Here is a 24,051-nt window from a genome sequence, read left to right on the forward strand (position 1 = left end):
TCACGAACTGCCTTTGCCGACCCACACGGTCGTCGGATCAAGTGGTTCTTACAATCCAAATATTTCGGAAACAAAGTGGGGGTGAAGAGCCCCCACTTTTTGTTTCTCCCTTCAGCCGGCCTGCACCAGGCCTGGAGCCAAACCTGAGACAGCCCGCTTGCATATTCTCTCATCGTCAGGAAAGGTTGATTTGGGACCCGCATGAGAATCGCTAAGGACGCGTGGATCTTTGTGCTTCCCCTCCTCGTCGCGACCCTCCTCCTTTATTTTTTGCACTGGTTGGCTGCCTCCGGGGTGGTCCTCGCGCTCACCTTGTTCATCCTGTATTTTTTTCGGGATCCGGAACGGAAGATCCCGAACGATCCGCTCGCGGTCGTCTCTCCCGCCGATGGTCGCGTCATGGAAGTCGAACCCGTAACTATCGAGGGGGCGTCACAGATCCGGATCGGGATCTTCCTGTCAGTTTTTGACGTCCACATCAATCGCTCCCCCATCGCCGGGCGGGTCACTTCGGTGCGATATCAAAAGGGAAGATTTGAAGCGGCCTTTAAGAAATCTGTGTCGATCGAGAACGAACAGAACCGATTGACCATCGCCGGAAGGACCGCAACCGTGGAGGTCGCTCAGATCGCGGGTTTGATTGCACGTCGCATTGTGTGTTACAAAGGAGAGGGAGACACGGTCCTCCGCGGGGAACGCATCGGATTGATCAAGTTTGGATCCAAGACGGATTGTCTCCTGCCGCCCGACGCCGAGGTGAGGATCAAGGTTGGCGATCACGTGCGTGGGGGGGCGAGCACGATTGCCCGATTGAAGGGGGAGTAATCAGCCGTTATGGGCGCGGGAGCGCCTGGATTCATCCCCCCGGCCGGGATCGCGGCCGGCTCCCCGGACGGCACATTCATTCTGCCATGGACATGGACGACCTCAACTACGAGCCGATGAAGGGACCCCGCCCCGCCCGGAGCAAGCGATTCCGGCGCGGTATCTACGTCCTCCCCAGTATCTTTACTACAGCCAATATCTTCTGCGGCTTTTACGCCATCATCAGTTGCATGAAAGGCGATTTCAATGCCGCGGCGGTCGCGATCGGATTGGCGATCCTGTTTGATGGCTTGGATGGACGGATCGCCCGGATGACGAACTCCACCAGTGCGTTTGGCCTGGAATTTGATTCCCTCGCTGACGTCATCACTTTCGGTATTGCCCCCGCGGTGCTGGCGTTCATGTGGGGCATCCGTTCGGTCGTGCCAGTCGAAGGGTCCCACGCTGCCAAAAACATTAATCAAATCGGCTGGGTGATTTCCTTTGCCTATCTCATTTGTGGCGCCGCGCGGTTGGCCCGATTCAACATCCAGAGCGGGACTCCCGAGCTCACTGCCCATTTGCCCAGGAAGAAGCATTTCGTGGGGATGCCCATTCCGGCCGCGGCGGCATTCATTGCGGCCGTCGTCCATTTCATTTCGGGCGTCTTTAAGTTCAACAGTCTCACGGAATGGCAGGTCAGCGCGGCGTGGATCGCCATCCTCGCGGTGCTCGCCTTCCTTATGGTTTCCACGATCCGGTATCCGAGCTTCAAGGAACTGGATTTGCGCAGCCGCAAGCCCTTCGTGCTGGTCATTGGAATCGCCTTGTTGATCGGGGCCATCTATTACTATTCGGAGTACGTCCTGCTCATTCTCGCATCCATTTACGCATTTTCAGGCCCGTTTTCCAAGATCCTTGGCATGCTGCATCCCCGGCGAACCATCGCAGACCGTAGTCCGCAGGAGCAGACTCATCGCGCCTCGTCATGACCGAATGCCGCGTTCAACGCAGATTCGGAAGATGGGTTCTTCGCTGTGGCCACCGGTCCTTTAGCACCGTCGGCCGGAAGCAATCGTTGCGCTGCCTTGCTGGATTCTGACTCTTATGACGACTCTTGACGCCGTTCGAACCGGCTTTCGCATCGCCCGTCGATATCCGGGCATCGGCGCCATTGAGACGATTTGGCGTACCGCATTCACCATCCTTGTCCTGCTGTTCATCCTCATTGGGTCCAGCTTTTTTCTCAAGAATGTGATCCTTTCCGATCCCGAGCTCAAAATGCTCCGTTCCGGCATCCCCGTTATTGTCTCAGCGGAGGTTCAACAATTGGTGATTCGCTATGGACCGGATCTTTGGCACTTGTTTCTATTCGTCTGCATCCTGTCCGGTGTGATGTGGCTGCTGTTTGCCTCGATTTTCCGCCCGGGCATCGTCGGGATGCTCGCGGAGGCCTTCCATTTGGAACGGGAAGACGGAATCCTGAATTCCGCCGGCCGCAGTTTTGCGCGGGATCTTCGATCCTTTTGGGGCCGCATCGGCATGGTGAATGTGACGTATATGTTTTTTTCAGCCCTCGTCGTGATCCTCAGCGCGGGGGTGTTCTGGGGGTCAATCCTGCTGGGGTCTCATCTCCCTGACGTCATCGCCCCGTGGGTGACGATTGTGTGTGTGACGGTGGGACTCACGCTGATGTTCTTCATGTGGGCCCTCATAGACCTTGTCACTGACATGGCGCAGATTGCAGTGGTCTTTGAAGGGCTTCCTTTCACCGCGTCGATTCGTCGCACCGCTGAGATCATCCAAAAGAGGATTGGCGCCGTCATTGGAATCGGCCTTATCATTTTTGTCCTGCGATGCCTGTCCGGTCTCATCTTTGGTTTACTGAACATGGCCGCTAATTTTGTTTTGGGCGCAGTGTCGACGCCGCTGGCGATTGCGACCAGCGCGGTCTTCTGGTTTGTCCAGAGCGTTTTGTTGTATTATCTTTTTGTGGTGAACCTGGCAAGCTTTGCCTGTCTTTTCGAACCTCAAACGGTTAGTGCTTCTCATCCCCTTCCCCATCCCGAGAAAATAATCTATGAGCACTGATATTCAATCCTACTTTTCCGAAGATGCGCGGGTCATGCGCGAGAACGTGATTCGTGCGATGTCGAAGTTTGCCCTGAAACAAGGCATCATCGCCTTTTCCGGAGGCATGCCCAATCCGGAGACTTTTCCAATCGCCGAGATTTCGCAGTTTGCCCAGGAGATCCTGCGGGACGAGGGCGCCAACGCGCTGCAATACGGTCTGACCGTAGGCCATACCAAGCTGATCGAGGCGCTGTGTCCGTTCATGGAACGGCGGCAGGTCAGGGGGGTACGCCCTGAAAACATCATCATCACCAATGGTTCCGCGCAAGGGATCGACCTTTTGGGCCGTGTCTTCCTGGATCCCGGCGATGTCGTTCTATTTGAATTGCCCAGCTATGTAGGCGCCATCGTCTCTTACACCAACTACCGTGCCACCCTGGTCGGGGTGAGGCACGATGAGGGTGGAACCGTGCTCGAGGACCTTGAAGAAAAGATTCTGCAGGTCCGACGGACCGGGCGGCGCATCAAGCTCATGTACTCCATCCCGAATTTTCAGAATCCCTCCGGGGTGACCTTGCGATGGGAGCGTCGCCACCGGCTTCTGGAGATCCTGGAGCGTCACAACATCCTTCTGATCGAGGATGACCCGTACGGGGAAATTTACTTCACCGGGGTGGATCCCGCCTCGCTGGTTCCGATCAAGTCGTTCGACACCGAACAAAATGTCATCTATCTGGGGACATTCTCGAAGCTGCTGGCGGCCGGGCTGCGTGGGGCCTGGACGGTGGCTCACCCCGAGATCATCCGCAAGATGGAGTTTGCCAAGCAGGTGGGGGACATCTGCGGGAGTTCCCTCGACCAGCGGATCATTTACCGGTGCCTGCGGGACAATCTGATCGACCGGCACGTCCCGGTTATCCGGTCCTTCTACGAATCCCGATGCGGGGCCATGCTGGCAGCGCTCGAAAAGTATTTTCCCGGGGAGGTCAAGTGGAACCGACCGCACGGCGGCCTGTTCGTCCTGGTCACCTTCCCCCCGGGTTTCGATACCCTCGCCCTGCTCCAGACGGCGATGGAGGAGTACAATGTGTCCTTCGTGATCGGACAGCCCTTCTTCGTGGACGGTACCGGGACCAACACGATGCGACTGGCGTTTTCCAAGGAGACGGAATCCAACATTGATGAAGGCATTCGCCGTCTGGGAGAGGCCATCCGAAAACACCTCCCGGAGATCGAGCGGTCTCCAAAAGAGGTGATTGCGCGGTAGCAAAGAGGAACCTCCTACGCCCCACGCCACTCAGGAAAAAATTCTTATCCTGGATTTTGGGTCGCAATACACCCAGCTGATTGCGCGGCGTATTCGTGAACTCCACGTTTACTGCGAAATCCTCCCCTGCACCTTCCCCTTTGAAAAGGCCATGGAACAACAGCCGCAAGGCATCATTCTTTCGGGAGGGCCGGATTCCGTGCTGGCAGAAAGCTCGCTCCGGTGTGATCCACGGTACCTCACATTGACTCAGGGCCCCGGCAAAAAATCGGCCCCTGTCCTCGGGATCTGTTACGGCCTTCAATTGATGACGCACGAACTGGGCGGGCAGGTGGGAAAGTCAGAGCGCCGGGAGTATGGCCGGGCGGAGCTCGCGGTCTGCGGGGAAAGCAAGCTGTTTGAAGGCGCCGAAAAGACCTCAACCGCCTGGATGAGCCATGGCGATCATATCGCCCAGCCGCCGCCGGGATTTAAGACCGTGGCGACCTCAGGGGACATCATTGCGGCCGCCGAAGACACGCAACGAAAGCTTTATGGCCTCCAGTTCCATCCCGAGGTGGCCCACACGGAGCAGGGCCGCAAGATCCTGGAAAACTTCGTCCTGAAGATTTGCGGTTGCCACGGCACCTGGACGCCGGCGAGGTTCGTGGAAGAAGCGGTTCAGCGGATCCGAGAGCAGGTGGGAGAGGCGCGAGTGGTCTGCGCGCTGAGCGGCGGCGTCGATTCCACGGTCGCAGCGACCATCGTCCATCGGGCTATCGGGGATCAGCTCACGTGTATCTTCGTCAACAACGGGGTGCTCCGGAAAGATGAGTACACCAAGGTCCTGGAGCGATTGTCGAATCTGGGCTCAATACGCGAGGACAAGCGGAAATTGAACATCGTCGGTATCGACGCGAGCGGGCTCTTTCTTCAGAAGCTTCGCGGAGTCACCGACCCGGAACAGAAGCGCAAAGTCATCGGGGCCGAGTTCATTGCAGTATTCGAACAGGCCGCGCGGGAGCTGGCGTCAAAGCATCCTGCCGGAAAACCACCCCTGTTCCTGGTGCAAGGAACCCTTTACCCGGACGTCATTGAGTCGGTCTCGGTGAAGGGGCCCTCGGTCACCATCAAGTCGCACCACAACGTGGGTGGGCTCCCCGAGAAGATGAACCTGAAATTGATCGAACCGCTGCGCGAATTGTTCAAGGATGAAGTCCGTGAGGTGGGCCGCACTCTCGGCCTGCCGGAAGAAATTCTTCAACGCCAGCCCTTCCCCGGCCCGGGCCTGGCCGTCAGAATCCTCGGAGAGGTCACCGAAGACGGTCTCCGGATTCTGCGTGATGCCGACGAAATCGTGGTGGACGAAATCAAACGGGCCGGGCTGTACACCAAGATCTGGCAGTCCTTTGCCGTGTTACTGCCTGTCCAGTCGGTGGGGGTGATGGGGGATGCACGCACCTACGAGAACGTTGTCGCCATTCGCGCGGTCCATTCCCTCGACGGCATGACCGCCGATTGGGTCCGTCTGCCCTATGAAGTCCTCGAAAAAACCTCCTCGCGCATTGTCAACGAAGTCAAGGGTGTCAACCGCGTGGTCTACGACATCTCCTCCAAACCGCCGTCCACGATTGAATGGGAATAGCGGGTTGGAACCGCGGAGGCGCCAAGGCCTTTGCGCTCTCGGCGTCTCCGTGTTTCAATCAACTTTTCATTTCTCGAACAGCTCACTGGACGGGACAATCCGAAGCTTGTCGAGGTTCACGGTGAGCTTGAGATCGACAAGAACCTTGTCATCTCGAAGGACATCCCCGGAAACAGGCCCCGCATATTTGATCGGGGAGGACTGGTTCTCCGCCAGCGCCGTTTTCAGAGGCTCGGCGTCGCGGGTAATGATGGCGACGTCGAAATTCTTGTCCTGGAGGTGCTTCTTGACGGCGGCATTCACCTCCTCCACCTTGAGCGCCTTCAACTCCCGCTCCACCCGGTCGGGAAAATATTCGATGCCATAGAATTTTGAATCCAGCAGTGTCCCCAACCTCCGCGAGAGGGTCTGGTTCCACAGCTTGGAATAATTCAGCAGGAATTTCCGCTGCTGCTCAAACTGCTCCTGGGTCAGTCCTTTCCGGACAAGCTGTTGAACCTGGTACAGGGCTGCGCGCAGTGCGAAATGGGCGTTCTGCGGCTCGACCGGACGAATCCACACGCTGAAGAACTGCTGGCGGCGGGGAATGTTCGGGACTGGAAACGTGGAGCCCCCATCCTGGATGAAATTCTCGACGTAGGCGTAATCGCCATAGTTCAATCCTCTCAAACCCCGAATGTAATTGAAGAGCACACCGTTCTGCGTCCGATGTTCTCCGAGGTACGAACTCGCCACCATCAAAGCGTAAAAATCCTTGTCGGCGCGCGTGACGTCGACGGGGCACCCGAACGAGATGGCGATGGCGCGATTTTCCTTCTTCACAATATCGATCTGAACATCCTTGATCGGCGCCGGCTTGGGCAGCGCGACCGGAACGACCCTCCCCGCCGGCAATTTTGCAAAGTCGGTTTTCATGTTTTGGATGAAATCCGGCCTGTAGCCTCCCGCGATACCCAGAGTGATGTTGTCGCGGGTGTAAAATTTCTTGTAGTACGCCTTCACATCGTCCAGCGTGATCGATTTCAGACCCTCCACCGTCCCTTCCGGGGTGTGGCCATAGGGATGATTCGCATAGAGCATGGCCTCGAGTGATTGCTTGCCGAGATCCTCGTCATCATTGAACCGCAAGGTGTTCTGCAAATAATTCAGCAACTCATCTTTATTACGTTTGAAATCACTCTCATCAAAACGGGGCTGAAGGAGAAGGTCGGCGAAGATCCTGTAAAATCTAAGGAGATTGTCCTTATGGATGTTGGCGATGAAGACGGTGACTTCCTTATCTGACTGCGGCGCAATCGATGCCGCCCATGGATAAAGCGTGTCGACGATCTGCTTGTAGGTCATGTCCCTCGTGCCGCCCTGGCCGATCATCAGGGCCGTCAGCGCGTTCAGACCTTCTTTTCCCTGGGGATCGTTAATCGATCCGGCATGGATGAGGATGCGGAAGGAAACCAGCGGGGAGTTGGCACTGGGAAGTTCCACCACCGAGGGGGAAGTCATCGCCGCCTTGGCCGGGGGAGGTGTCTTCCCGGGAGCCGTCGGCTGTGCCATCAAAGACGAACCCACGGACAGGAACAGGATGAATAGAACCATGAACAGGAGTTTGTGATGTTTCACTTTGCACCTCCAAAAGACAGCGTCACGACCGTCTGGTTTTCAGGGCGGAAGTACTTCTTCGCCACTTCCTGCAACTTCTCCGGGGTTACACGGTCATACAAAGCGTAATACCGGTTTACGGCCTGCGGTTCACCGGCAAGCTGGACATACAGGGCCAGCTGGCTGGCGATGCGAGACGGGGTGTTCAGGCCCATCACGTAAGAATATTTCAAAAAAGATCGGACGCGTGCCATTTGAGTCTCAGTGAACGGCTGGGTCTGCGCTGCGTCGAGGGCGGATTCGATCTCCTTCCGGACGTTCGCCCCATCTTCCGGATTCTTCACCCGGGTCGAAATCGTGAAGAGATACGGATCGCGGCGCTTTGCCCAACCTCCTCCGAGTTGGTCGACCTCCTGCTTTTCAATCACCAGTTTCTGGTACAAGGCGGAGGTTTCGGAAAACATCAATTGTGAAAGCATATCGAGGGCGGGCCCATCCAGGTTCGTGTCGCTGAAAGCCGGCACGTGATAGGCCAGGACCACGTAAGGCAGCGTCCGGTTCTTCCAATCGATATGGGCGCCGCGGGGAGCCGTCTGCTCCTGCTCGGGGGGCACCTCCAACTTGAAGCTGCCCCGCTTCCAGTTGCCGTAGTACTTCTTTGCCATTGCCTCGGTCGTCTCCGGCTTTATATCCCCCACGATGATCAAGGCGCAGTTTTCAGGGCGGTACCACCGGTCAAAGAACTTCAGGCTATACTCGTATTGGTTGGGCATGTCTTTGATGTCCGCCAAAAAGCCCATGGTGGTGTGCCGGTAGGTATGCTCGCTGAACGCCGTGTCACGAAGCTTTTCGAAAATGGATTGAAAAGGAACCGAGTAATTCTTGTTGTACTCCCCCATGATCGATCCCGCCTCGGTTCGAAAGGCCGCTTCTGTGTACTTGAGATTCCGGAAACGGTCCGACTCCAGGTCCATAATCGTCTCCAAGGCCGAGGAGCTGGCGTTGATGTAATAAGTGGTCACGTCGTCGGAGGTGGAGGCGTTCGTATCGGCGCCGATCGATTTAAGCGTGTCGTTGTATTTCTGCTCAGAGTATTTTTCAGTCCCGCGAAACATCATGTGTTCGAAGAAGTGCGCAAATCCCGAATGTCCCGGCTCGACTTCATTGCGCGAGCCGGTGCGGACCACCGTGTAATAGGCCACGACGCCAGGGCTGTCGTAGGGAACGACAATCACGGTCAGCCCGTTCTCCAGGACGGCTTTGTGGATTGAGAATGGAAAGATGTCGCCGGCCGAAAAAGAAATCGAGCTCCCCAAAACCATCAGGATAGAGACAAACCCCACCAAGGCAATCATTGATCTCCCGAACTGGATCGGGAGCTTGAACGAAGTCATGGATTTCCTCCTCAACAAGAATTGAATGAGCACCAGGAAAGGCCACAAGATCCGGAAAGGACTCCCTGAAACTGTTCCCTGAGTCTAGCACAGGTGGATGCAAGGGAGGGCAGCGGATCGGGATCCCGGTCTGAAAGCATCCCCCCGAATGGAATTCCACGCCCGGCCTCCCCGGAACAGGATGCCTCACTTAAACTCCTAAACCCGAAGCACGATTCTGTCGATAAGGTTCATCGGGTTAACGAATGTCCATGATGGGGTGTTCCGCTGGTCGTTTGAGGTGTGAGAGCACAGCAGCAAGGGTGTCTGGATACCGCCCGAGACCCAGGAGGAACGGGATCCGGGGATGGCGGCCCTGCAAGCTGACGGAAGCTTTGGATCGTCTGGGAAGAGAGCCACACCTTGATTGATGGATAGGACATACGAACTGACCGGCACTCGACTCCATGGGCAAGGCTCGCGCGTTAGGGAAGCTCTATTCATCCTGAAGGAGGCACCATGAGAAACTGGACTGTCCGTAGGCGAATCATCTTTGGCTTCTCTGCCGTGATCCTGATCATGATCATCCTGAGCGGCTTCGCTTACATGCGGCTTGCTTTCATCAAAGCCGAGGCAACTCGCATTACGACACGCTACATCCCCGGTCTCTATCTTCTGGGGCAACTCGAAGCCACCTCCAATGCCAATTTTGCTTTGACGCACAAACTGGTGATCTCGGAAGATGCCAAGCAAAAACAAGTGTATCTTGCGGGGATCCAAGACAATCGAGCCAAGATCACTAATCTATACACGCAATATGAAGCCACCATCGGCGATGTGGAGACCCAACAGCATTATGATGCCATGGTCAGCGCCCGAGGACGCTACCTCGGGCCTTCTCGAGCCCTCATGAGCGCCAGCCAGAATTCCAAAGATAAGGCGGCCTTAAGTCCTCTACTTGACCAGCTTACCCAAACGCATCAGGCATATTTGAATGTAATTCAAGAAAACGTCGAACATAACAAGCAGAACGTCGACGCGGCAGGGACCAGGATTCGAGACCTCGTGGGCGGGGCCCAAAACAGCCTGCTCCTCGGCTTACTGATCGGTTTTCTTCTCGCCTCGACGAGTGTGTATCTACTTGTAAGGGCCATCAACCAACCCTTGCGGCAGCTCGTGGCTGCCTTCAACGTCATGCGTCAAGGAGATTTTTCTCAGCCCCTCACCCTGGTGCGGCGGGATGAATTTGGGATGCTGGCTGAAGGTCTCAATCTGATGAGAACCGCGCTGGCTTCGCTGATCGGCCAGGTGCAGCGTTCAGGCATCCAGGTGGGCACTTCCACCACCGAAATTGCCGCCAGCTTCAAACAGCAACAGACCACGGCCAGTGAAATAGCCGCCACCACCCGGGAAGTCGGCGCCACCGCCAAGGAAATCTCGGCGACTTCAAAGGAGCTGGTGAAGACCATGAAAGATGTTACTGAAGTGGCGGAGAGAACGGCGACCCTGGCGGGGAGCGGTCAGGCGGACCTCGCCCGTATGGATGCGACCATCCGTCAAATCACAGAGGCCTCTGGCTCTATTTCGTCAAGGCTGGCGGTCGTGAGTGAAAAGGCTGGAAACATCACCAAGGTGGTCACCACGATTGCCAAGGTGGCGGACCAAACCAACCTCTTGTCTCTCAACGCCTCCATCGAAGCCGAGAAGGCAGGCGAGTATGGGCGCGGGTTTGCGGTGGTCGCCACCGAGATTCGGCGCCTGGCCGACCAAACGGCGATCTCGACTCATGATATTGAACAGATTGTTCGGGAGATGCATGCGGCCGTCTCTGCCGGGGTCATGGGCATGGACAAGTTTTCCGAAGAAGTCCGCCGGGGCGTGGAGGTGGTCAGCCATGTCAGCAGTCAGTTGACCCAGATCATTCAACAGGTGCAGGCCCTGACCCCGAACTTTGAGTCGGTCAACGAAGGGATGCAGTCCCAATCCCAGGGCGCTCAGCAGATCAGTGACGCTCTCATGCAGTTAAGTGACGGGGTCGAGCAGACGGTGGAATCGCTCCGACAGTCGACCCTTGCCATCGGACAACTGAACGAGGCAGCGCACGGGCTGCAAGTTGCTGTCTCTCGCTTCAAGCTGGAGGACTGATTTTTCGATGCTGTTCTTACTCTTTCGACTGGGAAAGGATCGATACGCCCTGGAGACAGGCTCCGTCGTGGAAGTCCTGCCGCTGGTCCACTGGAAAACCGTTCCCGGGACGGTCGCGGGGGTGGCGGGGGTGTTCAACTACCACGGCTCGCCTGTTCCGCTAATTGATCTGAGGGACCTCGCACTGTCCAAACCGTCCCGTCGCTGGATGAGCACCCGCATCATCGTCGTGGAATACACCGGCGATGTCCAGGAGCGACATTTGCTCGGCCTGCTGGCAGAGAGAGCCACCGAGACGATCCGGCGGTCGGAAGAGGAGTTCTTCGATTCCGGGATTTCTGTGGCCTCGGCGCCGTATCTTGGTTCTGTCACCATGGACGATAGAGGGATTATCCAAAGGGTGGAGGTCAAGCGCCTGCTTCCGCCTTCCGTACTGAATGAATTGTTTCAACTGCCTTTGGAGCCGCTCTGATGTGCCACGCAGAGATCGAGAACCTGCTCCGCTCCGCCATCGGCCTGGATGCCAGCACCATCGGCCGGCCCGCCATTGATCAGGCCGTGCGGCACCGCATGGCCAAAAACGGGTTGAAACAAATGGGTCAATACTGCGAAAAGGTACGCAGTTCCGAGGCTGAACTGCAGGAATTGGTCGAAGCCATCGTGGTGCCTGAGACCTGGTTCTTCCGGCACCGGGAAGCGTTTGTCGCCCTCGCAAACCTGGGGGTCAAGGAGTGGTTGCCAACCCATCCGAACGGCGTCCTGCGGCTCTTATGCATCGGGTGTTCCACGGGGGAAGAGCCCTATTCGATCGTCATCGCGCTGCTTGAAGCCGGCCTGCCTCCCGAGCGATTCCGGGTCGATGCCATCGATATCAGCTCGCAGGCCCTTGTCGCGGCCAAGCACGGCGTGTTCCATGACAATTCCTTCCGGGAAGGGGACCTGAGCTTTCGAGAGCGCTATTTCCGCCCCACTGCAGACGGACACCACTTGGTGGACTCCATCCGTCAGCAGGTTCACTTCCAGCAACGCAACTTTTTGGCGGAGGATTTTTATTGGGGGACCGAGGCGTACGACATTGTTTTCTGCAGGAACGTCATCATTTATTTGGAGCGCTCCGCGCGCGAACGCGTGCTGAAATCACTGGATCGCCTCGTGGTACCGGATGGAGTGCTGTTTCTTGGCCCTGCGGACACGTTTGTGACGATAAGCAGTAACTTCAAATCTCTTGGTTACCCGGTGGTATTCGGCTTTCGGAAAGGCAACACGATGTCCCCGGAGCATCTCCCCGCCTTTCCTCCGCAAGAAGGGGAAGGCTTCAAGAACCCCTCGGCTCCCGGCCACAAACCGGTTGCGTTTGCTGGAGCCAGACCGCGCATACCGGCGCCGCTGAAAAAGAACCCTCTTCCGGCATCCACCTCCCGGAGCCCGCGGCTGAGTGATCTGGAAGTCGCCCGCCGCCTGGCCGACTCTGGACGGTTAGGGGAAGCCTCGGACCTCTGCCGAGCGTACTTGAAGGAACAGGGCCCTTCGGCGCCCGCTTATTTTCTGCTCGGTTTAGCTCTGGACGGATTAGGAGATTCAAAGGAGGCAGGCGACTGTTACCGCAAGGCACTTTACCTGGAGCCTGATTATTTGGAGGCCCTGATTCACTTTGCCCTGTTGTCGGAAAAAAGGGGAGATCATATCAGCGCGCAACGGCTGCGCGCACGGGCATGCCGTGTCGAGGCGCGCCACAAGCGATGAGGGATGACGCCCGACTCGCCGGGAGCCCCCAGGCGCGTCGTCCAATGAGAGGAAAATGTGATCCATGAGCACTGATGAAGCCAGTGGCGCTCTCTCCCACCCTTCGAGTTCTCCGTTCCGAATGCTGGAGGACTGCTGGAATAAGATAGGGGTGTGGGGAGACGGTTCATGCCCTGAGATGGAGAGAATCGTCCATTGCCGGGAGTGCTCGGTGTTCACCACGGCAGCTGCTCGTCTGCTTGACCGCGACCTGTCGCCGCAGGACCAGTCGCAATGGACAAAGCAGATTGCCGCCGATCGAACGACCCTCGATCCCGGAACAACATCCGTCCTGATTTTCCGGATCGGGAAGGAATGGTTGGCGCTTCCTACCCATGTTTTCCAGGAGGTCGCGGAACAGACCACTTTGCATTCCGTGCCTCACCACCGCGAGGGGCTCCTGAGCGGATTGGTTTGCATTCGGGGCGAGCTGTTGTTATGTGCCTCTCTGGAAAAGCTGTTGGGAATTGAGAGGCAGCCCCATGAGGGACCGTCACATACGGCCAACGTGTATCGTCGGCTTCTGGTTGTGAGCGGCGGCGAGGGGCCCTTCGCGTTTGCCGTCGACGAAGTCCAGGGAGTGTCCTCCTATAAGCCGAAGGAGTTGCATCCCCTTCCCGCCACCATCCCTGAAACATCGGCGCACTATCTGCTCGGTATCCTCTCGTCGAAGGGCAAATCAGTGGGTTGTCTGCATGATGAGCTGCTATTTCATGCTGTGAACCGAGGCTGGGTATGAAGCCGAAGAATCCCAACGATCTGAGTCACCTCTCCATGAGGGAACTCTTCCGTCTGGAGGTGGAGAACCAGACCGCCATCCTCACCCGTGGCTTGCTGCGATTGGAGCATAACCCCCAGGACTCCTCCACCTACGAAACCTTGATGCGGGCGGCTCATTCGGTGAAAGGCGCGGCCCGCATCGTGGATCACAGTATTGCCGTCGAACTCGCCCATACAATGGAAGACTGGTTTGTCGCCGCGCAGCGAGGGAATCTGACGATTCCCCAGGAACAAATCGACATTTTGCTCAACGGTGTCGACCTCCTTACTCGATTGGCCCAGGATTCACCTCCGGACCCGAATGTGTTGAAGGGTGAAGTGGCGGCTTTCCTGACCGCCCTGTCGTCGGTCAAGGCCGTCTCAGGCTCCCCGGCCTCGGGTTCCGTCACGTCCGCTCGACCCTCTGTTCCTGAGACTGCTTGGACCGTCCCCCGACCGGTGGCCGGCCTGAGCCGGGTCCTCCGGGTCGCGCCTGAAACCCTGGATCGACTGCAGGGACTCGCGGGTGAGACCCTGGTGGCCTCTCGCTGGTTTGATCAATATGTGGCCACAATGAAGCAACTCAAAAACCTCCACCAGGGAATGTCCCACTCCCTCGACGTCTTGCAGAATACGCTGATGGAAGGGAAACTGAATGAACGGACAGAAGGCCATCTCATGGAACTGGTCTCCAAGACCGCGGCAAATCAGCTGGCCTTGTCCAGACATTTGGAGGAGATGGAGTCTTTCGATCGCCGGTTTATCAATCTGTCTCATCGGCTTTATGAGGAGGCGCTGGATTGTCGCATGCGCCCCTTTGCCGATGGCACTCAGGGATTCCCCCGAATGGTGCGAGATCTTGCGCGGCGACTCGAAAAGGACGTCCGACTCGAAATCAATGGTCAGGCCACCTCGGTCGATCGGGATATCCTGGAACGGCTCGAGGCGCCGTTGAGTCACCTTGTAAGAAATGCGATTGATCACGGCATCGAATCCCCGGAGGAACGGCGGCAATCCCACAAACCGGAAACCGGCACGATCCGGCTTGAGGCCCAGCACCGGGGCGGGATGCTTGTTATCCTGGTGGCCGATGACGGGCGGGGAGTTGATCCGGAAAACCTCCGAAAAATCATCGTGGAAAAGGAACTGGCCCGGCCGGATGTGGCTCGGAGAATGAATGCCCAGGAACTGCTTGATTTCATGTTTTTGCCGGGATTCACCCTGAAGAACGATGTGACCGAAATTTCCGGGAGGGGTGTGGGGCTGGACGTTGTCCAGTCCATGGTTAAGGAGGTTGGGGGCACGGCGCATGCTTCCACCCGGCCAGGCCAAGGGATGCAAATTGAGTTGCAACTCCCCCTGACGCTCTCGGTCATGCGGGCCCTGCTGGTGGAAATCGGCGGGGAACCGTATGCCCTGCCTTCAAGCCGCATCACCCGGGTTTTGAAAGTTCCCAAGGGGAAAATTGAGGTCCTGGAAGGTCACCAGTTCTTTTCCCAGGGAACTCAGCAAATCGGTTTGGTGACCGCTCACCAGGTACTGGGTTGCAAGGAATCCTGGGGTTTGAGTGATGAAATATCCATTCTCCTTCTCGGGGACGCCAGTCGAATGTTCGGTGTGGTGGTTGATCGCTTCTTGGGGGAAAGGGAACTGGTGGTTCGTCCCCTGGATCCGCGCCTTGGAAAGATCAAAGACATCGTGGCCGCCGCTCTCATGCCGGATGGCTCCCCGGTCTTGATCGTTGATGTGGAAGATTTGATCCGGTCCATCGAAACCCTGCTCAGCGGCGAGCGGTTGGCCCAGGTGCCGGAATTCAGCAGTTCAGGCGGGGTCAGGAAGCAGAAGCGTATCCTGGTCGTGGATGATTCCTTGACGGTGCGCGAATTGGAGCGAAAGCTCCTGGACAGCCAGGGTTATGAAGTGGAGGTGGCCGTCGACGGCATGGATGGCTGGAACGCTGTTCGGACCGGGCATTACGATCTGGTCGTCACGGATGTCGATATGCCCCGGCTAGACGGGATCGGGCTCGTGACTTTGATCAAGAAAGATGCCCGGCTCGCTTCCCTTCCGGTGATGGTCGTTTCCTACAAGGATCGTGATGAGGATCGTCACCGCGGGTTGGAAGCCGGAGCTGACTATTATTTGACCAAGGGGAGCTTCCATGAGGAGGCCCTGTTGCAGGCTGTCGTGGACTTGATTGGGGAGGTCGAGGCATGAGGATTGCCATCGTCAATGACACTCCGATGGCTGTCGAGGTCCTGCGACGGTTTCTGGAAGGGATGCCGGATCATGAATTGGCCTGGGTGGCCCAGGATGGCCAAAAGGCCGTGGAGCTCTGTGCGAAGGATGTTCCCGATCTGATTCTGATGGATCTGATCATGCCCGTCATGGATGGGGTTGAAGCCACGCGGCAGATCATGGCTCGAACGCCTTGCGCCATACTGGTCGTCACGGCCTCGGTGGGGAAGAATTCGGCCAAGGTGTTTGAGGCCATGGGGGCAGGCGCCTTGGACGCTGTTCGCACGCCGATCATGGGAAGCGGTGTCAAAGCGGAAGGGGCCATTTCCCTTTTGAAGAAGATCAGCACCATCAGTCGTCTGCTCGGGAGGCCGAAGGACCGGAAGTTGTTGCCCCCGACTGACCCAATGGCACGGCGTGTCGCCGGCCAAAGGGAACGGCTGGTCATCATTGGAGCTTCCGCGGGAGGCCCGACGGCCCTGGCCAAAATCCTGAGTGGACTGCCCATGGAGTTTCCGGCGGCCATCATCGTGGTTCAACATGTGGATTCTCAGTTCGCACCCAGCATGGTCGAATGGCTGAATGACCAGTCGGCTCTTCCGGTGCACCTCGCGAAGGCCGGAGATTCCCCACAGAGGGGAACCGTCCTGGTTGCAGGATCCAAGGATCACCTTGTTTTTGCCGACTCCACAACGCTCGCTCTCACCTCGGAACCCCGCAACTGTTCTTACCACCCCTCCATCGACGTCTTCTTCGAAAGCGCGCTGAAGCATTGGAAGGGCGAATTGATCGCGGTTTTGCTGACGGGAATGGGACAGGACGGCGCCAGGGGGTTGAAGGCGCTGCGGAATGCCGGGGTGATGACCATTGCGCAGGATCGATTGAGCAGCGTGGTCTACGGCATGCCCAAGGCCGCCGCGGAACTGGATGCTGCTGCCCGGATCCTTCCGCTTGACAAAATCGGAGGAAGTCTGGTCAGTTCTTTTAATCTCCAGGGACCCTGATGAAACCAGAGATACACCGGCAAACTCTATGACTCCTACTGATGCCATGACGAGAAAACCACCCCACGCAGCCTTGAATGACGCCACCCGGGTCTTACTGGTCGATGACCAGGCCCTGGTGGGAGAAGCCGTCCGCCGCTTGTTATCCGATCAGCTGGACATCATGTTTTGTTACTGCCCCGACCCCGAGAAGGCCATCTACCAGGCCAACAAACTCAACCCCACCGTCATCCTGCAAGATCTCCTTATGCCCGGAATCGACGGGCTCACTCTGGTGCGGCGCTTTCGTTCGAACCCCGCCACGTCGGAAGTACCCATCATCGTCCTTTCCACGAAAGACGACCCGCAGGTCAAGAGTCAATCGTTTCTGGCCGGCGCTAATGATTATTTGGTGAAACTGCCGGACAAGATTGAATTGATCGCCCGAATCCGTTATCACTCCAGGGCCTTCCTCAACCAGGTGCAGCGTGCCGCGGCCTACCAGGCCCTCCAGGAGAGTGAGCGAAAACTGTCCGAGAGCAACGCGTCCCTGCTCCTGCTCAACCAGAGACTGGAGGAGGTCAATGGAAGAATATTTGAGATGGCAAGGCGAGACCCGTTGACCGGGCTGGTCAATCGGCGGGTATTGGATGACGAATTGACAAAAAATGCCGAGCGCTCCATCCGTGAAGGTCACCCCCTGACCGCCCTGATCCTGGACCTGGATTATTTCAAATCCGTGAATGACAGCTTCGGCCACAGGGTGGGGGACGCCATCTTAATCGCTGTCGCCGAATTCCTCGCCCGGAACGTCCGTCCTTATGATGTGGTGGCGCGCTTCGGGGGGGATGAATTTGTCATTCTGCTCCCCAGCTGTGGTCTGGAGACGGGGGTTCAAACCGGCGAGAGGATTTGCGCCCAGTTGAGAGCCTTAAAGGTTGTGGACTGTCCCCGCACGATCACAGCGAGCATAGGCGTGGCGGCCCTGCTCCCCGGGCAGTCCACTCAACGTCTTCTGGAGCGCGCTGACACGGCACTGTACAATGCAAAGAAAAACGGCCGGAATCAGGTGATCTCGGAGTTCTCCCTGCAGACGGCCGCCTCGCCTTCCGACCCGTCCCGGCCCGATGACGACCAGGACCCTCCCACCCACACCTGAATTCCATCCTTCCTTAACGCAGCGTTAGGCAAGCCAGACCGGAACCCCGGATCCTGCATCTCCAGGTGAGGATCATTCCGCCCACAACGAAACGCCCCGGAGTCCTCCCTCAGTATCAATTTTGCTACGGCCCGCGCAAGGGCGATGATACAATCCGGATCGTTAGAATGAACTCTCTGAATCTGCCTCACACTGATTTCCGGCGGGAACGGTGTCGTCCGGAGGCGTGCTGAGAGGAGAAGCGGCCCTTGGTCGGTGCGCCCGAGTAGCTAGACAGCGGGATCCCCTCCTCTGCAGACTCCGATCCAGGCAACGCTCCGGTGGGACGAAGAGTTTCAGAGGGCAAGCATCGCTCTCATCTCTCGATTAGGGAACAGGGCATGACCCTTGCACGATTTGTTTACAAGAATACCTTCCGTAACAAGCGCCGGAGTATCCTGACCGTCCTGAGCATCAGCTTCTCGCTTTTGCTCCTGACCCTGATGATCACGGTCTATCGAGGGTTTTATATTGACCAGGGACCGGCTGATTCAGCCCTCCGGCTCATCACCCGACACCGTGTGTCGTTGAATTTCTTCATGCCGTCTTACTATCGTGAAAAGATACGGGCTGTCCCCGGCGTGGTCCAGGTTTCTCCCCTGAACTGGTTTGGCGGCATCTACAAGGACACCAAACCTGAAAATTTTTTCGCTCAATTTGGAACTGACCCGCAGGAGATCTTCAAAGTCCACAACGAGTGGAAAATCCCCTCCGACCAGCTCACCGCCTGGCAGAGGGATCGCGCGGGAACCGTGGTTTCAACCACCCTCGCCAAAAAATACGGCTGGAAGATCGGGGATCGCCTTGTCATCAAGGGCAATATCTTTCCAGTCGATTTGGAACTCACGATCCGGGGAATCTTTGATGCCGGGGAGGAATTCAACTCTTTGCTTTTCGACAAAGAGTATGTGGAGGAAGCCGTGGCCTGGGCCAAAGGTCAGGCGGGCACCTTTGCGATCCGGGTGGCCTCCCCCGATGATGTTTCCCGGGTGGCCGCGGGGATTGACGATACGTTTCGCAACTCCCCGGCGCCGACGCGAACGGAAAGCGAGAAAGACTTCCTGCTCGAGTTTGTCGCGATGATGGGGAACGTGAAGGCCTTTATCCTGAGTATTGCCCTGGCCGTGACCTTCGCCATTCTGCTGGTTTCAGCCAACACGATGGCGATGTCGGTCCGCGAGCGGATTCGGGAAGTCGCGATCTTGAAAACCCTGGGGTTCACGCAGTCGACCGTCCTGGTGCTGTTCGTCGCGGAAGCCATGTTCCTGGCTCTGGTGGGAGGCTTGCTGGGCGCTTTCGCGGCCAAAGGGCTCATCGCGGGCGCGAGCCATTCGCCCATGGGCGACATGATGGCGGGCATGAGGGTGACCGGTTTCACCTTCGTGATCTCCCTTGGTGTGGCCGCCCTGGTGGGATTCGCCAGCGCCTTCGTGCCGGCCTTCCGGGCTTCCCGCTTGAATATCGTGGAGGGCCTGAGGCACATTGGGTGATTGCGGCTTGCGGATTGCCGATTGCGGATTTCAGATTGCGGAGTTGCGATTTTGTTCATGGTTTTGGCCTTTGGAAATTGGTCCTTGGAATTTGGGTTTTATTTGGAATTTGGACTTTGGATTTTGGAATTTGCTCTCAACTTAATTGCAGGGTCCGTTCTTTGGAAATTGGTCCTTGGAATTTGGGTTTTATTTGGACTTTGGATTTTGGATTTTGGAATTTGCTCTCAACTTAATTGCGGGGTCCGTTCTTTGGAAATTGGTCCTTGGAATTTGGGTTTTATTTGGAATTTGGACTTTGGATTTTGGAATTTGCCTTTAGATTATGGCTATTCCCATCACCTATAACATCCGGAACCTGCGGTTGCGATTGGGCGCCACTCTAATGACGGCCCTGGGCATCGCGCTCACAGTCACCGTGGCGCTGTTCATCATGGCCTTGTTGAGTGGTTTGAATAGCGCGTTCAAGACGAGTGGAAGCCCCTTGAACGTATTAGTTCTGCGCAAGGGCTCCACAGCGGAACTGAACAGCACCGTCACCCGGGCTCAGATGCAGGACCTCAGGTATCTGACCGGGGTTTCCCAGGATAGTGCCGGGGAACCTTTGGCCTCCGGGGAAATGGTGGTCGTCATTGTTCTGCCTCGAAAGAATGGTTCTGGAGAAACCAATGTCACCGTGCGCGGGATGACCCCGGTAGGTTTCAAGCTCCGACCCACAGTGCAGTTGGCTGAAGGCCGTTGGTTTACTCCAGGGCAGCGCGAGGTGGTGGTGAGTCAATCGATCCACGAGCGGTTTGACGACACATCGCTGGGAAATTCCCTTGAATTCGGGAAGGGGAAATGGACCGTCGTGGGAATTTTCAATGCGCGGGGGACAACGCACGACTCCGAGATTTGGGCCGACGTGAACCAGATGGGTGCGGACTTCGACCGGACCGAGTACTCTTCGGCCCTGTTGAGGGCCACGGACCCCGTGGCAGCCGACGCATTAAAGCATCGCATGAGCGACGATCAACGGCTCAAGCTCGATGGGATGATCGAACAGGAATACTACGCGACCCAAACCCAATCCGGCAAACCCATCCAGTTTGTGGGCACGCTGGTCGCCATCATTATGGCTATCGGATCCTGTTTCGCCGCGATGAACACCATGTACGCCGCGGTGGCATACCGGTCCCGCGAAATCGCTACGCTTCGCATTCTCGGGTTTTCCCGATCCAGCATCCTGACCTCTTTTGTCATAGAATCCGTGTTACTGTCGATCCTGGGCGGTTCGATCGGGATCCTCTTGATGTTGCCTTTCAACGGCCTGACCACCGGAACCTCAAACATGGTCACATTCAGCGAAGTCGTCTTCAACCTGAGGATCACGCCGGTCGTCGCCTCCACGGCGCTGGGGTTCGCCGTCATCATGGGGCTCTTTGGAGGATTGGCCCCCGCCTGGCACGCCGCCAAAGAGAATATCCTGACAGCATTGAGGGATTAGAAAGTGGAGGCGGTGAAAGCACGGCGCCCTGATCACCCATTTTAGAAATTCATATGCCGATTGACACCAAATACGACGAGCTCAAAAACCTGAAGATTGACCGCGCGAGTGGAACAAACAATGCCTCGGGCTGGTCGAAACGGTACATCCTGATTGGAATCGCCGTGGTGGTGGTATTGAGCCTCTCGATGCTGGCCTACCGGGTCCTGACGCCCGCGGCCACGGAAGTCGAGGTCACCCGCGCGGTGGTGGACAGCGCCACTTCATCTTCCATCATCCTGAATGCGGCGGGCTATATCGTCGCCCACCATAAGATCAATGTGAACTCAAAAGTGACCGGGCGCATCGCCTGGATTGGCGTCGAAAAGGGCGACAAAGTCAAACAGGATCAAGTCCTGGTCCGGCTCGAGGACCGGGAATTCCGGGCCCAGGTGGAACAGGCCCGAGGCACCGCGGCCGCGGCGGCCGCGAGATTGAAGGCCCTGGAGACCGGTTCGCGCCCCCAGGAGATCGCCGGAGCCCTTCACAACCTCGAACAGGCCCGCGCCAATCTCGTCAACGCCAAGGCGACCCTGGATCGAACCCGCGACCTCGTCGCCCAGGGCGTCTTCACGCACCAGCAACTCGACGACGCCATCGGACGCTATGACTCCGCCAGGGAGCAGGCCAGCTCGCTTGAGAAAGTTTATGAGTTGGTGCGTATCGGTCCGCGCCAGGAGGACATCGATCAGGCCCGGGGCCAGCTCGTCGAAGCGCAGGGACAGCTTAATTACGCGGAGACATTGCTGGACGCGACACTCATTCGCGCGCCCGTCAGTGGAACCATTCTTGAGCGCACCGCGGAGAAGGGCGAACTGGTCACGTCGCAATTCGCCAGCGGGGCGGAAGGCGGTCCGCGTGGTTCCGTCGTGACCCTGGCGGACTTGAATGACCTCCAGGTCGAACTCGACATCAGTCAGGACGACTTCGCCAAACTCACCCCCCAACAGCGGGGGATCGTCACGACCGACGCGTTTCCAGACCGAAAGTACGATGGGACCATCGACGAAATCTCCCCGGAAGCAAACCGCCAGAAAGCCACCGTCCAGGTCAAGGTCAAGATCCTAAGTCCGGACGAATACCTCCGACCCGAAATGAATGCGAAGGTGGCGTTTTTGCCGAGCCAAGGAGATAACAAAACGCCCCGCGGATCGAATGCGGCGCTTGTCCCTCAAAACGCCGTCCGCGATCGTGAGGGGAAGAAGTATGTCCTGATCGCGTTCGACGGGAAGGTTCTGGCCCGCGAGGTCCGGATGGCGGGTCAGCGCAGCGGGGGCGTCATGGTCGAGGGACTGACGGGCGGCGAAAATATCATCGTGAACCCACCGGCCGGATTGAAAGAAGGGAACCGGATCCGGCTGAAGGAATCCAAGTGAAAGGACCTTGTTGATGCCGACCGTTGCAGAGGAGCCGAAGGGAACCGCCGCCATTCCCAAAAGGATTGTTCAGGCGCGCGGTGTAAGCCGCGTATTCCGGCGCGACAGTTTTGAGGTCAAGGCTTTGGATGAGGCTTCCCTGGAGATCACGGCGGGGGACTTCCTCGCTTTGATGGGTCCCTCGGGCTCCGGCAAGACCACCCTGCTGAATCTGATTGCGGCCATCGATCATCCCACCTCCGGTGAACTCTTGGTCATGGGGGAGAATATCTTCCGGCTCAACGACAAGGAAATTTCACGCTGGCGCAACGAGCACATCGGCTATGTCTTTCAGACCTTCAATCTGATCCCGGTCCTCACCGCGGCGGAAAACGTGGAACTCCCTTTGCTGCTGACGGGTCTTTCCAAATCCCAGAGGAAAGAGCACGTCACCACCTCGCTGAAGCTGGTGGGGCTTGAAGATCGAGTGAACCATTTGCCCAAGCAGCTTTCCGGCGGCCAGGAACAACGCGTCGCGATTGCCCGCGCCATTGTGACGGATCCGACCCTTGTTCTGGCGGATGAGCCGACCGGCGACCTGGACAGCCATTCCGCCACTGAGGTTTTGGAGATCCTGAAACGCCTCAACGAGGACTTCCACAAGACCATCGTCATGGTGACCCACGATCCCCATGCCGCCGCTTACGCCCACACCACAAGGCATTTGGAGAAGGGACAATTGTTGCCAGCGTGAGACGAGGTGTCGGGTGTTAGGTGTTAGTTGGGCACTTCGTATACGACCCGTGGCAACGTGACGTCGGTTCAGAGGTGGCTCAATGGGACGTGGTTGACGACCAGCCACCAATATGACGATGCCGGCAATGTCGTGCAAACGACCGATCCACGGGGTTTTTCCACGACATTCAGCTATGCCGACTCATGGGGCAACTCAAGCTGTGCGCCATCCCTCGGGAAGGCGGCCGCCTATCTGACCACCCTGACGACTCCCGCCGCGCCGAATGTCCCCACGGGGCTGGTCACGCACTACACCTATGATTCGTGTCGGGGAAAACCGCTGTCGACCTCCGATCCCAACGGGCAAACGACAAGCTACGCTTACAACGATTCGCTGGATCGGCTGACTCACGCCTCATTTCCCGACGGAGGGGGCATGACGTTTGTCTACGCCGACATCTTCCCCAATCTGACGGTCGAAACGAGACGCGATAAGGATTCATCAAATGATCAAGTGATTAGAACTCTGACGAAATACGATGGTTTGGGCCGGGTGATTCAGACGCAGTTGGAGAGCGATCCGCAAGGGATCGTCTATGTCGACACCACCTACGACGGGCTGGGGCGCAAACACACGGTGTCGAATCCGTATCGATTGACGACCGATCCGACTTACGGGATCACCACCTTTGGCTACGACGCCCTGTCGCGGATCACGTCGGTGACGACGCCGGATGGGGCGGGGATGGCGACCGGCTACAGCGGGAATGCCACCACGGTGACCGATCCGGCCGGCAAATCAAGGAAGAGCTTGAGTGACGGGCTGGGCCGTTTGACCCAGGTGATCGAAGACTCTCTTGGATTGGGGTATCCGACCAATTATACTTATGATGCGCTGGACGATCTGAAAACGGTCATGCAAGGGGGCCAAACGCGCAGCTTTTCCTATGATTCCTTGAAACGCCTCACCACCGCTACCAATCCCGAGAGCGGAACAGTGAACTACACCAGCTATGACGGCAATGGGAACCTGCTCTCGAAGACCGATGCGCGCGGGATCATCACGAGTTATCAGTATGATGCCTTAAATCGCCTGACGAATAA

Annotated in this window: 19 protein-coding genes; 17 read left to right on the plus strand and 2 right to left on the minus strand. The window is 57.4% G+C overall.

Annotated features, from left to right (window positions below; genetic code table 11):
• Nucleotides 1-201 precede the first annotated feature (201 nt).
• From LAO21_19720 to guaA, 5 genes are all read left to right on the plus strand, one after another.
• Nucleotides 202-825, plus strand: coding sequence for a phosphatidylserine decarboxylase family protein (locus tag LAO21_19720; protein MBZ5554950.1), 624 nt, complete (start codon nt 202-204; stop codon nt 823-825).
• A gap of 116 nt (nt 826-941) precedes the next feature.
• Nucleotides 942-1,796 carry a CDP-diacylglycerol--serine O-phosphatidyltransferase gene (pssA, locus tag LAO21_19725; protein ID MBZ5554951.1) on the plus strand — a complete coding sequence of 285 codons (855 nt, stop codon included), beginning with the start codon at nt 942-944 and terminating at the stop codon, nt 1,794-1,796.
• 115 nt (nt 1,797-1,911) lie between these two features.
• Entirely contained in the window at nt 1,912-2,895 is a 984-nt protein-coding gene (locus tag LAO21_19730; GenBank protein ID MBZ5554952.1) for a hypothetical protein, read from the plus strand.
• Nucleotides 2,885-4,144, plus strand: a complete 1,260-nt coding sequence (locus tag LAO21_19735) for a PLP-dependent aminotransferase family protein (GenBank protein MBZ5554953.1) — start codon at nt 2,885-2,887, stop codon at nt 4,142-4,144. Before LAO21_19730 ends, LAO21_19735 begins: the two co-directional genes overlap by 11 nt.
• Nucleotides 4,134-5,768, plus strand: coding sequence for a glutamine-hydrolyzing GMP synthase (guaA, locus tag LAO21_19740; protein MBZ5554954.1), 1,635 nt, complete (start codon nt 4,134-4,136; stop codon nt 5,766-5,768). Before LAO21_19735 ends, guaA begins: the two co-directional genes overlap by 11 nt.
• Nucleotides 5,769-5,834: 66 nt before the next feature.
• On the opposite strand, the gene LAO21_19745 is transcribed toward guaA, so the two are convergent.
• Together LAO21_19745 and LAO21_19750 are read right to left on the minus strand one after the other, a co-directional pair.
• Nucleotides 5,835-7,385: an insulinase family protein gene (locus LAO21_19745; GenBank protein ID MBZ5554955.1), complete on the minus strand. Its 1,551-nt coding sequence runs from the start codon at nt 7,383-7,385 to the stop codon at nt 5,835-5,837.
• Nucleotides 7,382-8,758 (minus strand): insulinase family protein, encoded by a 1,377-nt coding sequence (locus LAO21_19750; GenBank protein ID MBZ5554956.1) that lies wholly within the window; start codon nt 8,756-8,758, stop codon nt 7,382-7,384. Before LAO21_19750 ends, LAO21_19745 begins: the two co-directional genes overlap by 4 nt.
• Before the next feature lie 498 nt (nt 8,759-9,256).
• On the opposite strand from LAO21_19750, the gene LAO21_19755 reads away from it, so the two are divergent.
• From LAO21_19755 to LAO21_19810, 12 genes are all read left to right on the plus strand, one after another.
• Nucleotides 9,257-10,882 carry a methyl-accepting chemotaxis protein gene (locus LAO21_19755; GenBank protein MBZ5554957.1) on the plus strand — a complete coding sequence of 542 codons (1,626 nt, stop codon included), beginning with the start codon at nt 9,257-9,259 and terminating at the stop codon, nt 10,880-10,882.
• 7 nt (nt 10,883-10,889) lie between these two features.
• Complete coding sequence (locus LAO21_19760; GenBank protein MBZ5554958.1) at nt 10,890-11,354, plus strand: chemotaxis protein CheW; 465 nt, start codon at nt 10,890-10,892, stop codon at nt 11,352-11,354.
• The gene (locus LAO21_19765) at nt 11,354-12,625 is read left to right on the plus strand and encodes a protein-glutamate O-methyltransferase CheR (GenBank protein ID MBZ5554959.1); all 1,272 of its coding nucleotides are present in this window, start codon (nt 11,354-11,356) and stop codon (nt 12,623-12,625) included. Before LAO21_19760 ends, LAO21_19765 begins: the two co-directional genes overlap by 1 nt.
• A 64-nt stretch (nt 12,626-12,689) precedes the next feature.
• The gene (locus tag LAO21_19770) at nt 12,690-13,403 is read left to right on the plus strand and encodes a chemotaxis protein CheW (protein ID MBZ5554960.1); all 714 of its coding nucleotides are present in this window, start codon (nt 12,690-12,692) and stop codon (nt 13,401-13,403) included.
• Nucleotides 13,400-15,640, plus strand: a complete 2,241-nt coding sequence (locus LAO21_19775) for a hybrid sensor histidine kinase/response regulator (protein ID MBZ5554961.1) — start codon at nt 13,400-13,402, stop codon at nt 15,638-15,640. Before LAO21_19770 ends, LAO21_19775 begins: the two co-directional genes overlap by 4 nt.
• Nucleotides 15,637-16,665 carry a chemotaxis response regulator protein-glutamate methylesterase gene (locus tag LAO21_19780; protein MBZ5554962.1) on the plus strand — a complete coding sequence of 343 codons (1,029 nt, stop codon included), beginning with the start codon at nt 15,637-15,639 and terminating at the stop codon, nt 16,663-16,665. Before LAO21_19775 ends, LAO21_19780 begins: the two co-directional genes overlap by 4 nt.
• Nucleotides 16,666-16,711: 46 nt before the next feature.
• Nucleotides 16,712-17,803 carry a diguanylate cyclase gene (locus LAO21_19785; protein MBZ5554963.1) on the plus strand — a complete coding sequence of 364 codons (1,092 nt, stop codon included), beginning with the start codon at nt 16,712-16,714 and terminating at the stop codon, nt 17,801-17,803.
• 380 nt (nt 17,804-18,183) lie between these two features.
• Nucleotides 18,184-19,332 (plus strand): ABC transporter permease, encoded by a 1,149-nt coding sequence (locus tag LAO21_19790; GenBank protein MBZ5554964.1) that lies wholly within the window; start codon nt 18,184-18,186, stop codon nt 19,330-19,332.
• A 325-nt stretch (nt 19,333-19,657) separates the two neighbouring features.
• Complete coding sequence (locus LAO21_19795; GenBank protein ID MBZ5554965.1) at nt 19,658-20,818, plus strand: ABC transporter permease; 1,161 nt, start codon at nt 19,658-19,660, stop codon at nt 20,816-20,818.
• A gap of 53 nt (nt 20,819-20,871) precedes the next feature.
• Nucleotides 20,872-22,233 carry an efflux RND transporter periplasmic adaptor subunit gene (locus LAO21_19800; protein ID MBZ5554966.1) on the plus strand — a complete coding sequence of 454 codons (1,362 nt, stop codon included), beginning with the start codon at nt 20,872-20,874 and terminating at the stop codon, nt 22,231-22,233.
• Between the two features lie 13 nt (nt 22,234-22,246).
• On the plus strand, nt 22,247-22,966 hold the full coding sequence (locus tag LAO21_19805) for an ABC transporter ATP-binding protein (GenBank protein MBZ5554967.1): 720 nt from the start codon (nt 22,247-22,249) through the stop codon (nt 22,964-22,966).
• A 27-nt stretch (nt 22,967-22,993) separates the two neighbouring features.
• The coding region (locus LAO21_19810) for a hypothetical protein (GenBank protein ID MBZ5554968.1) at nt 22,994-24,051 on the plus strand (1,058 nt) is incomplete at its 3' end.

Source organism: Terriglobia bacterium (assembly GCA_020073085.1).
Lineage (GTDB): Bacteria > Acidobacteriota > Terriglobia > JAIQFV01 > JAIQFV01 > JAIQFV01.

Excerpts from the sequence above, each read along its gene's own strand:
- LAO21_19785 (MBZ5554963.1), top strand. The coding sequence starts at position 16,712 with ATGACGAGAAAACCACCCCACGCAGCCTTGAATGACGCCACCCGGGTC.
- LAO21_19750 (MBZ5554956.1), bottom strand. The coding sequence starts at position 8,758 with ATGACTTCGTTCAAGCTCCCGATCCAGTTCGGGAGATCAATGATTGCC.
- pssA (MBZ5554951.1), top strand. The coding sequence starts at position 942 with ATGAAGGGACCCCGCCCCGCCCGGAGCAAGCGATTCCGGCGCGGTATC.
- LAO21_19765 (MBZ5554959.1), top strand. The coding sequence starts at position 11,354 with ATGTGCCACGCAGAGATCGAGAACCTGCTCCGCTCCGCCATCGGCCTG.
- LAO21_19800 (MBZ5554966.1), top strand. The coding sequence starts at position 20,872 with ATGCCGATTGACACCAAATACGACGAGCTCAAAAACCTGAAGATTGAC.
- LAO21_19735 (MBZ5554953.1), top strand. The coding sequence starts at position 2,885 with ATGAGCACTGATATTCAATCCTACTTTTCCGAAGATGCGCGGGTCATG.
- LAO21_19770 (MBZ5554960.1), top strand. The coding sequence starts at position 12,690 with ATGAGCACTGATGAAGCCAGTGGCGCTCTCTCCCACCCTTCGAGTTCT.
- LAO21_19795 (MBZ5554965.1), top strand. The coding sequence starts at position 19,658 with ATGGCTATTCCCATCACCTATAACATCCGGAACCTGCGGTTGCGATTG.
- LAO21_19755 (MBZ5554957.1), top strand. The coding sequence starts at position 9,257 with ATGAGAAACTGGACTGTCCGTAGGCGAATCATCTTTGGCTTCTCTGCC.
- LAO21_19790 (MBZ5554964.1), top strand. The coding sequence starts at position 18,184 with ATGACCCTTGCACGATTTGTTTACAAGAATACCTTCCGTAACAAGCGC.
- LAO21_19720 (MBZ5554950.1), top strand. The coding sequence starts at position 202 with ATGAGAATCGCTAAGGACGCGTGGATCTTTGTGCTTCCCCTCCTCGTC.
- LAO21_19805 (MBZ5554967.1), top strand. The coding sequence starts at position 22,247 with ATGCCGACCGTTGCAGAGGAGCCGAAGGGAACCGCCGCCATTCCCAAA.
- LAO21_19760 (MBZ5554958.1), top strand. The coding sequence starts at position 10,890 with ATGCTGTTCTTACTCTTTCGACTGGGAAAGGATCGATACGCCCTGGAG.
- LAO21_19775 (MBZ5554961.1), top strand. The coding sequence starts at position 13,400 with ATGAAGCCGAAGAATCCCAACGATCTGAGTCACCTCTCCATGAGGGAA.
- LAO21_19780 (MBZ5554962.1), top strand. The coding sequence starts at position 15,637 with ATGAGGATTGCCATCGTCAATGACACTCCGATGGCTGTCGAGGTCCTG.
- LAO21_19730 (MBZ5554952.1), top strand. The coding sequence starts at position 1,912 with ATGACGACTCTTGACGCCGTTCGAACCGGCTTTCGCATCGCCCGTCGA.